General features: G+C 71.2%; 11 protein-coding genes and 1 riboswitch. Of the genes, 1 reads left to right on the top strand and 10 read right to left on the bottom strand.

Annotation, left to right across the window (positions count from 1 at the left end):
* Positions 1-75 precede the first annotated feature (75 nt).
* Positions 76-999, bottom strand: a complete 924-nt coding sequence (locus ACQZOG_RS13700; RefSeq protein WP_430741525.1) for a M23 family metallopeptidase — start codon at positions 997-999, stop codon at positions 76-78.
* Positions 1000-1003: 4 nt separating this feature from the next.
* A riboswitch (cyclic di-AMP (ydaO/yuaA leader) is annotated at positions 1004-1168 on the bottom strand.
* A 519-nt stretch (positions 1169-1687) separates the two neighbouring features.
* Here ACQZOG_RS13700 and ACQZOG_RS13695 point away from each other — a divergent pair.
* Positions 1688-2485: a tyrosine-protein phosphatase gene (locus ACQZOG_RS13695; protein ID WP_058917436.1), complete on the top strand. Its 798-nt coding sequence runs from the start codon at positions 1688-1690 to the stop codon at positions 2483-2485.
* Between the two features lie 34 nt (positions 2486-2519).
* On the opposite strand, the gene ACQZOG_RS13690 is transcribed toward ACQZOG_RS13695, so the two are convergent.
* The 9 genes from ACQZOG_RS13690 to ACQZOG_RS13650 all read right to left on the bottom strand — a co-directional run bounded on the left by ACQZOG_RS13690 (position 2520) and on the right by ACQZOG_RS13650 (position 12746).
* Positions 2520-2648, bottom strand: a complete 129-nt coding sequence (locus ACQZOG_RS13690; RefSeq protein ID WP_078493074.1) for a DUF6126 family protein — start codon at positions 2646-2648, stop codon at positions 2520-2522.
* Positions 2645-3268 (bottom strand): helix-turn-helix domain-containing protein, encoded by a 624-nt coding sequence (locus tag ACQZOG_RS13685; RefSeq protein WP_033277250.1) that lies wholly within the window; start codon positions 3266-3268, stop codon positions 2645-2647. Before ACQZOG_RS13685 ends, ACQZOG_RS13690 begins: the two co-directional genes overlap by 4 nt.
* A gap of 77 nt (positions 3269-3345) precedes the next feature.
* Positions 3346-4761, bottom strand: coding sequence for an aspartate aminotransferase family protein (locus ACQZOG_RS13680; RefSeq protein WP_430741524.1), 1416 nt, complete (start codon positions 4759-4761; stop codon positions 3346-3348).
* Entirely contained in the window at positions 4758-6671 is a 1914-nt protein-coding gene (dxs, locus tag ACQZOG_RS13675) for a 1-deoxy-D-xylulose-5-phosphate synthase (RefSeq protein ID WP_354793248.1), read from the bottom strand. The genes ACQZOG_RS13680 and dxs overlap by 4 nt, the downstream gene beginning before the upstream one ends.
* A gap of 28 nt (positions 6672-6699) precedes the next feature.
* Positions 6700-7854 (bottom strand): flavodoxin-dependent (E)-4-hydroxy-3-methylbut-2-enyl-diphosphate synthase, encoded by a 1155-nt coding sequence (gene ispG, locus ACQZOG_RS13670; RefSeq protein ID WP_203549700.1) that lies wholly within the window; start codon positions 7852-7854, stop codon positions 6700-6702.
* 5 nt (positions 7855-7859) lie between these two features.
* The gene (gene hpnH / locus ACQZOG_RS13665; protein ID WP_033278156.1) at positions 7860-8882 is read right to left on the bottom strand and encodes an adenosyl-hopene transferase HpnH; all 1023 of its coding nucleotides are present in this window, start codon (positions 8880-8882) and stop codon (positions 7860-7862) included.
* Between the two features lie 5 nt (positions 8883-8887).
* Entirely contained in the window at positions 8888-9529 is a 642-nt protein-coding gene (locus ACQZOG_RS13660; protein ID WP_203549701.1) for a 1-hydroxy-2-methyl-2-butenyl 4-diphosphate reductase, read from the bottom strand.
* Positions 9529-11568, bottom strand: coding sequence for a squalene--hopene cyclase (gene shc, locus ACQZOG_RS13655; RefSeq protein WP_430741523.1), 2040 nt, complete (start codon positions 11566-11568; stop codon positions 9529-9531). Before shc ends, ACQZOG_RS13660 begins: the two co-directional genes overlap by 1 nt.
* Before the next feature lie 113 nt (positions 11569-11681).
* Positions 11682-12746 (bottom strand): polyprenyl synthetase family protein, encoded by a 1065-nt coding sequence (locus ACQZOG_RS13650; RefSeq protein WP_078493073.1) that lies wholly within the window; start codon positions 12744-12746, stop codon positions 11682-11684.
* Positions 12747-12806 lie beyond the last annotated feature (60 nt).

Raw genomic sequence — 12806 nt, 5'->3', positions numbered from 1 at the left:
CGGCCCCGTGGATCGGGGTCGGCCTTCGGCGCGCGTGTCAGGAAGGGTGCCGCTCGGGAGCCGGAGCTCCGGGTGTCAGAGGGAGACGCCCTTGCCGCGGAGGTACGAGATCGGGTCCACGTCCGAGCCGTAGTCCGGGCTGGTGCGGATCTCGAAGTGCAGGTGCGGGCCGGTCACGTTGCCGGTCGCACCGGAGAGACCGACCTGCTGGCCGGCGCTCACCGTCTGGCCCGCGGAGACGGACAGGGAGGACAGGTGGGCGTACTGGGCGTAGTGGCCGTCGTTCAGCTGGATGACGACCTGGTTGCCGTACGCGCCGCCCCAGCCGGCGGAGACGACGGTGCCGGCGCCGACGGCCTTCAGGGGGGTGCCGGTCGGGACGACGAAGTCGGCACCGGTGTGGTAGCCGCTGGACCACATGCTGCCGGCCACCTTGTAGGCGGTGCCGACGCTGCCGCCGGACACCGGGGAGGTGAAGCCGGAGGCGGGGGCGGTCTGCGTGGACGCCTCGTCGGAGGAGGACTCCTCGGCGGCCTTCTGCGCGGGCTTCTCGGCCGGCTTCTCCGCCTTGGGCGCGGCGGGCTCGGCGGCCTGCGGCGAAGTGGACTGCTTCGGGGCGCTCTTGGCGGCCTTGCCGTCGATGGAGAGCTTCAGACCCGGGTGGATGAGCGACGGGTCGTCACCGACGGCCTCGCGGTTGTCCGCGTAGAGCTGCTTCCAGCCACCGTCGACGTGCTCGGCCTCGGCGATCTTGGCGAGGTAGTCGCCGGCCTTCACGGTGTACGTGCGGGCCTCGTCGCCCTTCTCGGCCTTGGCCTGCTGGCCGGTGACGGAGAGCGACCGGACCGACGTCTCGGGGGCGGACTGCGGCGTCGCGGCGTGCGCGCCGGTGGCGCCGAGGAGCGGCAGGGCGAGAGCGGCGCCACCGGTTCCGGCGACGGCGATGGAGCGGGTGAAACGCTGGGCCTTGGTACGGCGGTGCTTACCCTTCGCGGGCATGACGAATTCCTCTCCGGCGCCTACGAGGTGAGCTGTCGGGTGCGGACTGGAGATGTCCGGCCGCGTTGCTGCGCGGCTTAACCCCAAGCCTGTTTCCGGGGCCCGGAACAGGCAGTTGTACCTGTGGGTCCCCCGCTCCTGCCGTACGTCGGGTCAGTGTGTGCGGGCTCCGGGCGGCGGCAGGATTAGGCGTCCGTCCGGATCGGTTGGGAACGTAAGCGACCTCGACGCGGCGAAACAAGCGCGGGTTCCCACGAACCCTCTTTTTCCGTGATCGAAAGGCGGAAATGACGTCACCGTGCGTCGATCCCACGAGTGAGCCGCAGGTGAATTCCCTTGTCACGGTGGGGAATTACGTGAGCATGGCGACAGCACAGGGTCACCGGTATGACGATGCTCACGCACTCCATCCTCAAATCCCTTGCTATCGGGGCACGTTATCCCCAAGTGTCTTATTCGGACAGATCGCCCATTCATCATGAAGTCGGGCAGGACAGTCGACGCAATCGCGACATCCTGATCTTGACGGGACGAGCTCCGGAATCCCGCCTCAGAAACAAACAGAAAGCGACATAATCCAACGTCACAAGGGCGGCCGACACCTCGTTGCCCCTGGCAGCCATGTCGTATCGTCGAGTGGTGCCCGTCGACGAGCCGCGGCGACGGCGCGAAGTGGGAGGAGCCGTCCGTGACGCAGGAGATCCCGTCGACCGAGCCCCAGCTGACCGGGGTGCGCAACTTCCGCGACGTGGGCGGGCTGCCCACGGTGGACGGCCGGCGGGTGCGGCACGGGGTGCTGTTCCGCAGCGGTCACCTCGCCCACGCCACCGCGGAGGACGCCGCCTTCCTCGCCTCGCTCGGTCTGCACACCGTGTTCGACTTCCGCAACGCGGCCGACCAGAAGCTGGAGGGCCCGGACGTGGCACTGCCGGGCGTGCGCAACGTCAACCTGCCGCTGAGCGACCCGGCCGACGGCGCGGAGTTCTGGAAGATGGTGCGCGACGGCGACCTGGACCAGCTGCGCGCGATCCTCGCCGACGGCCAGGGCGCGGACCGCATGATCACCTCGTACCGCACGATCATCAAGGAGCGGACCCCCGAGCACTCCCAGGTGCTGCGCGCGCTCGCCGAGGACAGCGTCCCCGCGCTGATGCACTGCGCGGCCGGCAAGGACCGCGCGGGCCTCTCGGTGGCGGTGACCCTGCTCGCCGTGGGTGTGGAGTGCGACGCGATCGTCGAGGACTACCTGAAGTCCAACGCCAAGCACCGCCGCTACAAGGTGCGGCGCAGCGGCAGCTCCCCCGACGCCTACTCCCCCGAGGTCATGGAGCTGCTCAGCCCGCTCTTCGACGCGCGCGCGGAGTATCTGGCGGCCGCCTTCGACACGGTCGAGGAGACCTGGGGCGGCGTGGACGCCTACCTGGAACAGGGGCTCGGGCTCACCCCGGCCCACCGGGAGCGGCTGCGCGAGCGCCTGCTCGACTGACACCCGCCCCCGTGCGCGCCTCGCCCCGTGGCCGCTACTTCTTCGGCGCGATCTCGAAGAGGAAGTAGATGAAGGCCGCGAAGAGGTGCCCGACCACGACGTAGACGAACAGCCTGACCCAGAGGGCCCTCGGGAACTTCTCCTCCATGTCCTTGCCGGTCACGGTGTCTCTCCATGGGTCGGGCCCAGGCACAGGGCGGCCGTGGGACTCTGCAGCAGGGTGTGCACGAACAGCAGCTCGACCCCGTCGGGGTCCTGCGCGGCGATGCGGTGCGGGGTGAGCGAGTCGAAGTGGGCGCTGTCGCCCGGGGACAGCCGGTGGAGGGTGTCCCCGAGGCGCAGCCGCAGCCGCCCCTTGAGGACGTACAGCCACTCCTCGCCGGGGTGGACGCGCACGATGTCGCCCTGGGAGCCGTGCGGCACGTGGACCCGCAGGGCCTGCATGCCGCGCCCGGCGGCCCCGGCCTGCCAGTAGGTCCAGCCGCCGGCCTCGGTGGGTTCCATGTCGGCGGCGCGCACCACGGCGTCACGCTCGACGGCCGACTCCCCGAGCAGCTCGGAGACGGTCGTACCGTAGATCCGCGCGAGGGAGAGCAGCATCGGCAGCGAGGGCTGGCGCTGTCCGGTCTCCAGCCGGGAGAGGTGGGCGGGTGACAGGCCCGCCTGCCGTGCGGCGGCCTCCAGCGTCAGGGAGGCCCGCCGGCGCAGGGCACGCAGCTGAGGAGCGACCGCGGGGAGGGCCCCGACAGGCTCGTCCCGCGGCTCGGTCTCGGAGGAGCTCATGCCTCCATTAAGCACCGGACTTTGCCTTTGGGGCAATTTTCTTGCCTCAGAGGCAAAGCCCGTCGTGCTCGTCGCGGTCAGCGGTTGGCGACCGCCTGCTTCACCAGGGTCCGGCCGAAGTCCCAGATGAGCCCGCCCTCGTGGGCGTCGTCCATCACCGCGGTGAAGGCGTCCACGAACCGGTCCACGTCCCCCTCGTCGACGATCAGCGGGGGGATCAGCTTGATCACCTCGAGGTGGTCCCCTGACACCTGCGTGAGGATACGGTGCCGCTGGAGCAGCGGGACCACCACCATCTGAGCGAACAGCCCCTTGCGGGCCGCCTGGAGCATGGCCCAGCGCGAGCGCAGTTTCAGCGAGCGGGGCCGCCCGAACTCGATGCCGATCATCAGGCCCCGGCCGCGGACGTCGGCGAGCAGCTCGTACCGGTCGGTCAGGGCGGCCAGCCGGGTCCGCAGCAGGTCCCCGACCCTGCGCACGTGCGCCACGATCTGTTCGTCCTCCATGACCGACAGGACCGCGAGGCCCGCCGCCATGGCCTGCGCGTTGGCGCCGAAGCTGGCGGAGTGCACCAGCACACGGTCCATCGACGAGAAGACCTTCCTGAAGATCCACTCCTTGCCGAGCGTGGCCCCGACCGGCACGTACCCGCCGGACAGCGCCTTGGCCACGCACACCAGGTCCGGCTCCACGCCCTCCTCGTGCTGGTAGGCGTAGAAGTCACCGGTGCGGCCGAGCCCGGTCTGCACCTCGTCGGCGATCAGCAGCGCCTTGTGCCGGTGCAGCAGGTCCTGCGCGGCCCGCAGATAGCCGGGCGGGGCCTCGTGGACGCCCTTGCCCTGGATCGGCTCCACGATCAGCGCGGCCACGTCGCCCTTGCGCAGCTCCCGCTCCAGCGCGTCGAGGTCGCCGAGCGGCACGGCCGTGTCGGGCAGCAGCGGGGCGAACCCGTCCCGGAAGCCGGGCTCGCCGTTGACGGACAGGGCGCCGGTGGTCAGCCCGTGGAAGGCGTGGTCGCAGTAGAGCACCCTGGGCCGGCCGGTGGCGTAGCGGGCGAACTTCAGGGCGCCCTCCACGGCCTCCGTGCCGCTGTTGCCGAAGAACACCCGGTCCAGGTGCGGGCTGTGGACGAGGAGCCGTTCGGCGAGCAGGCCCGGCAGCGGCTGGCAGTCGAAGCGGGTGAGGTCGGCGAGCGACAGGTCCAGGACGTCGTGCAGCGCCTTGCGGACCACGGGGTGGTGGCGGCCGAGCCCCATCACCCCGAACCCGGCGAGCATGTCCAGGTGGTCGTTCCCTTCGGCGTCCCAGAAGTGGGCGCCCTCGGCGCGCTCGTAGACCTTGTCGAAGCCGATGGTGTGCAGCATGCGCGGGAGCTGCGGGTTGAGGTACCGGTTGTGCAGTTCGTAGCGCTCGGCCCCGCGCTCTGCCAGCAGGGCGCCGATGTCGAACTTCCCGGCCTGGGACGACTCCGACGCGGACTCCGCGGTGGTCATGCCTGGTGCTCCTGTGCGTCCGGTGACTGTTTCGCGAGTTCCTCCCGGGCGGCGAGGCTCGCACTGATCCGCCCGGCGACGTCGACGGGCGTGAGACCGATGTCGGCGAGGACCTCGCCGCGCTTGGCGTGCGCGAGGAACTGCTCCGGGATGCCGAACCGCCGCACCGGCACGTCGACGTCGGCGTCGCCCAGAACCAGCGCCACCGCCGAGCCGACCCCGGCGGCGCGGCTGTTGTCCTCCACCACGGCCACCAGCCGGTGCCGGGCGGCCAGCGGCGGGAGGGCGGGGTCGACGGGCTTCACCCAGCGGGGGTCGACCACGGTGCAGCCGATCCCGCGTGCCCGGAGCAGGTCCGCGGCCTGGAGGCAGACGGACGCCATCGCCCCGACGGCCACCAGCAGCACCTCGGGGTCGTCCGCGCGGTGCAGCACGTCCATGCCGCCGATCCGGTCCACCGCCGGGACCGCCGGGCCGACGGACTCCTTCGGGAAGCGCAGCAGGGTCGGCGCGTCGTCCACGGCGACCGCCTCGCGGAGCTGGGCGCGCAATTGGTCGGCGTCGCGGGGCGCGGCGATGCGCAGGCCGGGCACCACCTGGAGCACCGACATGTCCCACATGCCGTTGTGGGAGGGGCCGTCGGTGCCGGTGACGCCCGCCCGGTCCAGGACGAAGGTGACGCCGCAGCGGTGCAGGGCCACGTCCATCAGGAGCTGGTCGAAGGCGCGGTTGAGGAAGGTGGCGTAGACGGCGACGACCGGGTGGAGTCCGCCGGTGGCGAGCCCGGCGGCGGAGACGGCGGCGTGCTGCTCGGCGATGCCGACGTCCCACACCCGGTCCGGGAAGCGTTCGGCGAACGGGCCGAGGCCGACCGGGTGGAGCATGGCGGCGGTGATGGCCACCACGTCCTCGCGTTCCTCGCCGATCCTGACGATCTCCTCGCCGAAGACCGAGGTCCAGGACGGCCCGCCGGAGGGGGCGAGGGGCGCGCAGGTGAGCGGGTCCATCACGCCGACGGTGTGGAAGTGGTCCTCCTCGTGGGCGAGGGCGGGCTCGTAGCCGCGGCCCTTCTCGGTGATGCAGTGCACGAGGACGGGGCCGTGGAAGCGTTTGGCGCGGCGCAGCGCGGACTCCACGGCCCGGATGTCGTGGCCGTCGATGGGGCCGACGTACTTCAGGCCCAGGTCCTCGAAGAGGCCCTGCGGGGCGAAGGCGTCCTTGAAGCCCTTCTTCGCTCCGTGCAGCGCCTCGTAGACGGGCGGCCCGACCACGGGGGTGCGCTGGAGGACGTCCTTGCCCCAGGCCAGGACGCGTTCGTAGCCGTCGGTGGTGCGCAGGGCGGCGAGATGGTTGGCGAGTCCGCCGATGGTGGGGGCGTAGGAGCGTTCGTTGTCGTTGACGACGACGATGAGCGGCCGGTCCTTGGCGGCGGCGATGTTGTTCAGCGCCTCCCAGGCCATGCCGCCGGTGAGCGCGCCGTCGCCGATCACCGCGACGACGTGCCCTTGCTCTCCGCGCACCCGGCGGGCCTTGGCGAGCCCGTCGGCCCAGCCGAGTGCGGTGGAGGCGTGGCTGTTCTCGATGACGTCGTGCTCGGACTCCTCGCGGGAGGGGTAGCCGGAGAGGCCGCCCTTGCCGCGCAGCTTGGAGAAGTCCTGACGGCCGGTCAACAGCTTGTGCACGTAGGACTGGTGGCCGGTGTCCCACAGGATGCGGTCCACCGGCGACTCGAAGACCCGGTGCAGGGCGATGGTCAGCTCCACCACCCCGAGGTTGGGCCCGAGGTGGCCCCCGGTCCTGGCGACCGCGTGCACCAGGAACTCCCTGATCTCGTCGGTCAGTTCGCCGAGTTCCGCCTCGGTCAGCGCCTTCAGGTCACGTGGTTGCCGAATGTTCTCCAGAATCGTCACGCTCGGGCCCCCTTCGGTTCCGTGCTGCTCAGCTCACGGTGACGGCCGGCTCCCCCGACGCGATACCGTCCTTCTCCATCTGCTCGGCGATCTTCATCGCCTCTTCGATGAGGGTCTCCACGATCTTCGACTCGGGCACGGTCTTGATGACCTCGCCCTTCACGAAGATCTGCCCCTTGCCGTTGCCCGACGCCACACCCAGATCCGCCTCACGCGCCTCACCCGGACCGTTCACCACACAGCCCATGACCGCGACGCGCAGCGGCACCTCCATGCCGGTCAGGCCCGCGGTGACCTCCTCGGCCAGCTTGTACACGTCCACCTGCGCCCGCCCGCACGACGGGCACGACACGATCTCCAGCCCCCGCTGCCGCAGATTCAAGGACTCCAGGATCTGGATGCCGACCTTGATCTCCTCCACCGGCGGGGCCGAGAGGGAGACGCGGATGGTGTCGCCGATGCCCTGGGAGAGCAGCGCACCGAACGCGACGGCCGACTTGATGGTGCCCTGGAAGGCGGGGCCGGCCTCGGTGACACCCAGGTGGAGCGGGTAGTCGCACTGGGCGGCGAGCTGCCGGTACGCCTCCACCATCACGACCGGGTCGTTGTGCTTCACCGAGATCTTGATGTCGCGGAAGTCGTGCTCCTCGAACAGCGACGCCTCCCACAGCGCCGACTCCGCCAGCGCCTCCGGGGTCGCCCTGCCGTACTTCTGCAGCAGCCGCCGGTCCAGCGAACCCGCGTTCACCCCGATACGGATCGGGGTGCCGTGGTCCTTCGCCGCCTTGGCGATCTCCTTGACCTGGTCGTCGAACTTCTTGATGTTGCCCGGGTTCACCCGCACCGCCGCGCAGCCCGCCTCGATCGCGGCGAACACGTACTTCGGCTGGAAGTGGATGTCGGCGATCACCGGGATCTGCGACTTCTTCGCGATCACCGGCAGCGCGTCCGCGTCGTCCTGCGTCGGACACGCCACCCGCACGATCTGGCAGCCCGACGCGGTCAGCTCCGCGATCTGCTGCAGCGTCGCGCCGATGTCCGACGTGCGCGTGGTCGTCATCGACTGCACCGACACCGGCGCGTTCCCACCCACCGCCACCGAGCCGACCTGGATCTGCCGGCTCCTCCGGCGCACCGCGAGCGTGGCCGGGACCTCGGGGAGGCCCAGGGAGACTGCGGTCATCTGCGTCACTCCCTGTTCGACGAGACGGTCTCGCGCATGGCGCGCAGGGACTCCTTCAGGGAGCCCATGGTGGCGAGGACGGCGGTGGGCTCGTAGCCGCAGTGCGCCATGCAGTTGGCGCAGCGCGGGTCCTTGCCGCGGCCGTACTGGTCCCAGTCGGTGTCCTCGATGAGCTCCCGGTAGGTCGGCACGTAGCCGTCGCTCATCAGGTAGCAGGGGCGCTGCCAGCCGAACAGGGAGTAGTTGGGGATCGCCCAGGCGGTGCAGGGGAAGTCCACCTTGCCCTCGAGGAAGTCGAGGAACAGCGGGGAGTGGTTGAGCCGCCAGCGGCGCCGGTTGCCGCCGGAGAAGGCCTTCTTGAACAGCTCGCGGGTCTGCTCCACGCCCAGGAAGTGCTCCTGGTCGGGCGCCTTCTCGTAGGCGTAGGCGGGCGAGATCATCATCTCGTCGACCTTGAGGTCGTCGTTGAGGAAGTTGAGGACCTCGACGACGGTCTGCGGGGTGTCGGTGTTGAAGAACGTCGAGTTGGTGGTGACCCGGAAGCCGCGCCGCTTGGCCTCCTTGATGGCCTCCACGGCCTCGTCGAACACGCCCTCCTTGGCGACGGACTCGTCGTGCCGCTCCCGCAGCCCGTCGATGTGCACCGCGAACGCGAAGTACGGCGACGGGGTGAACTTGTCCATCTTCTTGCGCATCAGCAGCGCGTTGGTGCACAGGAAGACGTACTTCCGGCGGGCCACCAGCTGACGCACGATCTCGTCGATCTGGGGGTGCATCAGGGGCTCGCCGCCGGCGATCGACACCATGGGCGCCCCGGACTCCAGGACGGCGCCGACGGCCTGCGCGACGGGCATGCGCTGCTTGAGCACGCCGGCCGGATGCTGGATCTTGCCGCAGCCCTCGCACTTGAGGTTGCAGGCGAAGAGCGGTTCCAGCTCCACGATGAGCGGGAACTTGTCCCGCCCGCGGAGCTTCTGTTCGGCCAAGTATGTAGCGACCTTGATGGACTGACGCAGCGGCATGGCCATCTGGCTCACCTCCTGGGGAGCAGCAAGGAACGGTGCCATTCATAGAAAGCCGGGAGTACGGAACGAAGGACACGGAAAGCCGATATTCCACCGCGGACCGTGCCGATGCGGACGAGTTCGTGTTCAGGAGCGTCCACGACCACCCGGACGGCCGCAACCGGGCGCTCGGCCGCGCGGACGGCGCTCAGGAGCGTGGCGGCCGACTCCATGTCCACCGCGATCGCGCCGGTGGCGAGGAGGTCGGAGCGTTCGTGGCCGCGGACGACGTGGTCGGAGCCGGTGAGGGGGCCGGTGTGCACGGTGCGTCCGGGCACCGCGCGCTTCAGCTCCTTCACCAGCAGTTCGGTGCCGACGCACGGCACGGTGCCGCGCGGGTCCCGGGTCTCCTCGGCGACGACCAGGTCGCCGGGGTGCATGCCGGGGGCGAGGCCCGCGCAGAAGCCGGTGGCGAGGACGGCGGCCCCGCGCATCGCCGGGTCGGCGAGCACGCGGGTGACGGACCGTTCGGCCGCCGCCGGTCCCATGCCGGTGCGCAGCACGGTGACCGGCCCGCCCGGGGTGGTGCGCTCCCGCCTGCGCAGCGCGAACTGTTCGATGCCGAGCGCGCAGGCGATCAGCAGTGGGGCGGGGGCGGGCCGGCCGCTCATCAGCTGCCCTTCGCGTCGGCGAGCGCCTGCGCGGAGCCCGCCGTCGCCTCGGCCGGCTTCGCGGCGAACGGCTCACCGTGGACGTACCGGCCGAGCGCGGTGAGCGGGAACACCTGCCGGTAGAGGTGGTAGTTGATGGAGAAGTCCCAGGGGAAGCCGGTGCCGGTGAAGTACGGCTCGTCCCAGGAGCCGTCGTCCCGCTGGGTGTTCGCCAGCCAGGCGACGCCCCGTTCGACCGCCTCGGAGTCCCGCTCCCCCGCCGCGAGCAGCGCCATCAGCGCCCAGGCGGTCTGGGAGGCGGTGGAGGCGCCCTTTCCGCTCCACTCCTTGACGTAGCGGTAGGAGCGCAGGTCCTCGCCCCAGCCGCCGTCGTCGTTCTGCACCTTCTCCAGCCAGGCCACGGCCCGCCGGACCGCCGGGTGGGACGTGGGGATGCCGGCCGCGGTCAGGGCGGGGACCACGGAGCCGGTGCCGTAGAGGTAGTTGACGCCCCAGCGGCCGAACCACGAGCCGTCCGGCTCCTGTTCGGCGAGGAGCCACCCCACGCCTCGCCGGGTGCGCGGGTCCTGGGCGAGCCCTTCGACGGCGAGCATCTCCACGACGTGCGCGGTGACGTCGGCCGACGGCGGGTCGATGACCTCGCCGAAGTCGCAGAACGGCAGCCGGTTGGGGAACGGGCTGGTGTTGTCGACGTCGAAGGCGCCCCAGGCTCCGTTCTTCGACTGCATGCCGAGGTTCCAGCGCACCCCGCGCCCGGCGGCGTTGTCCAGCCGCTCCGGGTCGTGGTGCTTGACCCGGCGCAGCGCGAGGACCACCTCGGCGGTGTCGTCGATGTCGGGGTAGTTGTCGTTGTGGAACTCGAACGCCCAGCCGCCGGGCGGGAGATGGGGCCGGCGCACCGACCAGTCGCCGGGCCGCACCACCTGCTCGCCGAGCATCCAGTCGGCGGCCTTGACCAGGGCCGGGTGGTCGGCGGGCACGCCCGCGTCGGCCAGCGCGATGGTGGCGAGGCAGGTGTCCCACACCGGGGACTGGCAGGCCTCGATCATCCGGGCGCCGTCCTCGCGCCACACGGCGAACCGGTCCAGGGACTCCAGACCGGCGCGCATCACCGGGTGGTTGAGGTCGTAGCCGAGCAGGTGCAGGGCGATGACCGAGTACACGGCCGGGGGCTGGATGCCGCCCCAGCAGCCGTCGTTCTCCTGCCGTTCGATGATCCAGCGGGCGGCGGTGTTCATCGCGGCCCGGCGCAGCCGGCGCGGGACGGCCCGGCGCAGCTTGTGCAGGCCCCTGTCGAGCCGCTGGAAGGCGCCGTCCCAGGTGTTCGCCGGGGCGAACGGCCGGGGAGGGCTGGGGTTCGCCGGGTCGGTGTGCAGCTCGTCCAGCGGGAACGGGGCGGGGCGCACCGGCCGCTCGGCGGAGACGATGGTGAGCGGCACGATGGTCTGCCGCGCCCAGCAGCCGAAGTCGTAGATGTTGAGCGGCACCCAGGTGGGGAACCAGATCAGCTCGGGCGGCAGTTCGGGCAGGTCCTCCCACTTCCACCAGCCGAACAGGGCCAGCCAGATGCGGGTGAAGACCCGGGACGCGGCGATGCCGCCCTGCTCACGGACCCAGGCGGACGCCCTCGCCATGTGCGGGGCGTCGGGGGCGTCGCCGGCCAGTCTGAGCGCGACGTACGCCTCGACGGTGGCGGACAGGTCGCCGGGCCCGCCGTAGAAGGTGGCCCAGGTGCCGTCCTCGCGCTGCTCCCCACGGATGAACAGGGCGGCGGCGCGGGTGGTGTCCTCGTCGCTGATGCCGAGGAACTGACGCAGCAGCAGGTCCTCGGCGTCCATCGTGACGTTCGTCTCGAGGTCGCCCTTCCACCAGCCCTCGTCGCTCTGACGGGACAGCAGGAAGTCGGTGGCGCGCCGTACGGCGCGGGCGGCGATGTCGGGTACCCCGGCCGCCTCGGGGATGTCGGTGTCGTGTTCGCTGGCCGCGGTGAGCCGGGACGGCGAGGCCGCCCCGGTGCTTCCGTCGGTCGTCGCTGTCATGGCTTCCCCTTCGTGCAGTCCTGCAAGTGGTGCGTCTGCTGTGGGTCCGCCGTCGGCCGGTGGGGTGCTCCCACCGGCCGGCGACTACGCGAGGGCTATTCGACCGATAGTGATCATCTCTTTCGTACGACGACGAAGTCCGCGAGCGCCGTGAACTGTTCCCGCACCCGGTCGGGCATGTCCACGACGTCGAGGGCCTCGATGGCGATGGTGTGCTGGCGTCGTGCCTCCTCGGCGGTCCACTCACGGCCGCCGGCCTCCTCGATGAGGGCGGCACGGGCCGCGAACTCCTCCTCGGAGAAGTTCGCGAAGTCGCTGCTCTTGGCGTCGGCGGCGAGGATCTCGCCGAGCCGGGTCGCGGCCGGGCCGTTTGCGGCGAGCGCGGCCACGACCGGGAGGGACTTCTTGCGCTGGCGCAGGTCGCTCCAGGTCTGCTTGCCGGTGGACTCCGGGTCGCCCCAGATGCCGAGCAGGTCGTCGACCGCCTGGAAGGCCAGGCCCAGGTGGTGGCCGTAGCGCTCGAGGGCGTCGGCGGTGCGCTCGTCGGCGCCGCCGAGGACCGCGCCGATGGAGCTGGCGCAGGCGAGCAGGGCGCCGGTCTTGTTGCCCTCCATCTCCAGGCACTCCTCGACGCTGACCCGGTCGCGGTGCTCGTAGGAGATGTCCTGGGCCTGACCGTCGATCAGTGCGCGGCTGGCCCGGGTGAGGCGGCGGGTGGCGCGGCCGGCCTCGACGGTGCCGAGCTCCAGCAGCACCTCGTTGGCCAGGGCGAACAGGGCGTCGCCGACCAGGATGGCCTGGGCGGGGCCGTGCACCTTCCAGACGGTGTCGCGGTGCCGGCGCTGCTCGTCGCCGTCCATCAGGTCGTCGTGCAGCAGCGAGAAGTTGTGGACCAGCTCGACGGCGACCGCTCCGGGCACGCCGGTCTGCGGGGCGGCGCCCGTGACCTCGGCGGACAGCACGGCGAGGGCGGGGCGCACGGCCTTGCCGCCGTCGCCGTCCGCGGGCCGGCCCTGGGCGTCGATCCAGCCGAAGTGGTAGGCGGCGACCGTGTCCATGGGAGGCGCCAGGCGGTCGACGGCCGCCCGCAGTACCGGCGTGGCCAGGGTCCGCCCGCGCTCCAGGAGCGCGGACACGTCCACCGCGGTCCTTCGAGCGGCCTGCGAGGCCGGGGGCACAGTGGGCACAGTGTCTCCTCTTGTTGCGGTACCGGGGGTGCGGGGACCTGCCGCGCCGCT

Origin of the sequence: Streptomyces sp. P13-3-3 (genome assembly GCF_050571355.1) — a bacterium.
GTDB classification, from domain to species: domain Bacteria; phylum Actinomycetota; class Actinomycetes; order Streptomycetales; family Streptomycetaceae; genus Streptomyces; species Streptomyces althioticus.
This window is presented reverse-complemented; position numbering and strand designations above follow the sequence as displayed.

Coding starts and splice junctions, on each gene's coding strand:
- ACQZOG_RS13660 (WP_203549701.1), bottom strand. CDS start 9,529: ATGAGCGGCCGGCCCGCCCCCGCCCCACTGCTGATCGCCTGCGCGCTC.
- shc (WP_430741523.1), bottom strand. CDS start 11,568: ATGACAGCGACGACCGACGGAAGCACCGGGGCGGCCTCGCCGTCCCGG.
- hpnH (WP_033278156.1), bottom strand. CDS start 8,882: ATGGCCATGCCGCTGCGTCAGTCCATCAAGGTCGCTACATACTTGGCC.
- ACQZOG_RS13685 (WP_033277250.1), bottom strand. CDS start 3,268: ATGAGCTCCTCCGAGACCGAGCCGCGGGACGAGCCTGTCGGGGCCCTC.
- ACQZOG_RS13680 (WP_430741524.1), bottom strand. CDS start 4,761: ATGACCACCGCGGAGTCCGCGTCGGAGTCGTCCCAGGCCGGGAAGTTC.
- ACQZOG_RS13700 (WP_430741525.1), bottom strand. CDS start 999: ATGCCCGCGAAGGGTAAGCACCGCCGTACCAAGGCCCAGCGTTTCACC.
- ispG (WP_203549700.1), bottom strand. CDS start 7,854: ATGACCGCAGTCTCCCTGGGCCTCCCCGAGGTCCCGGCCACGCTCGCG.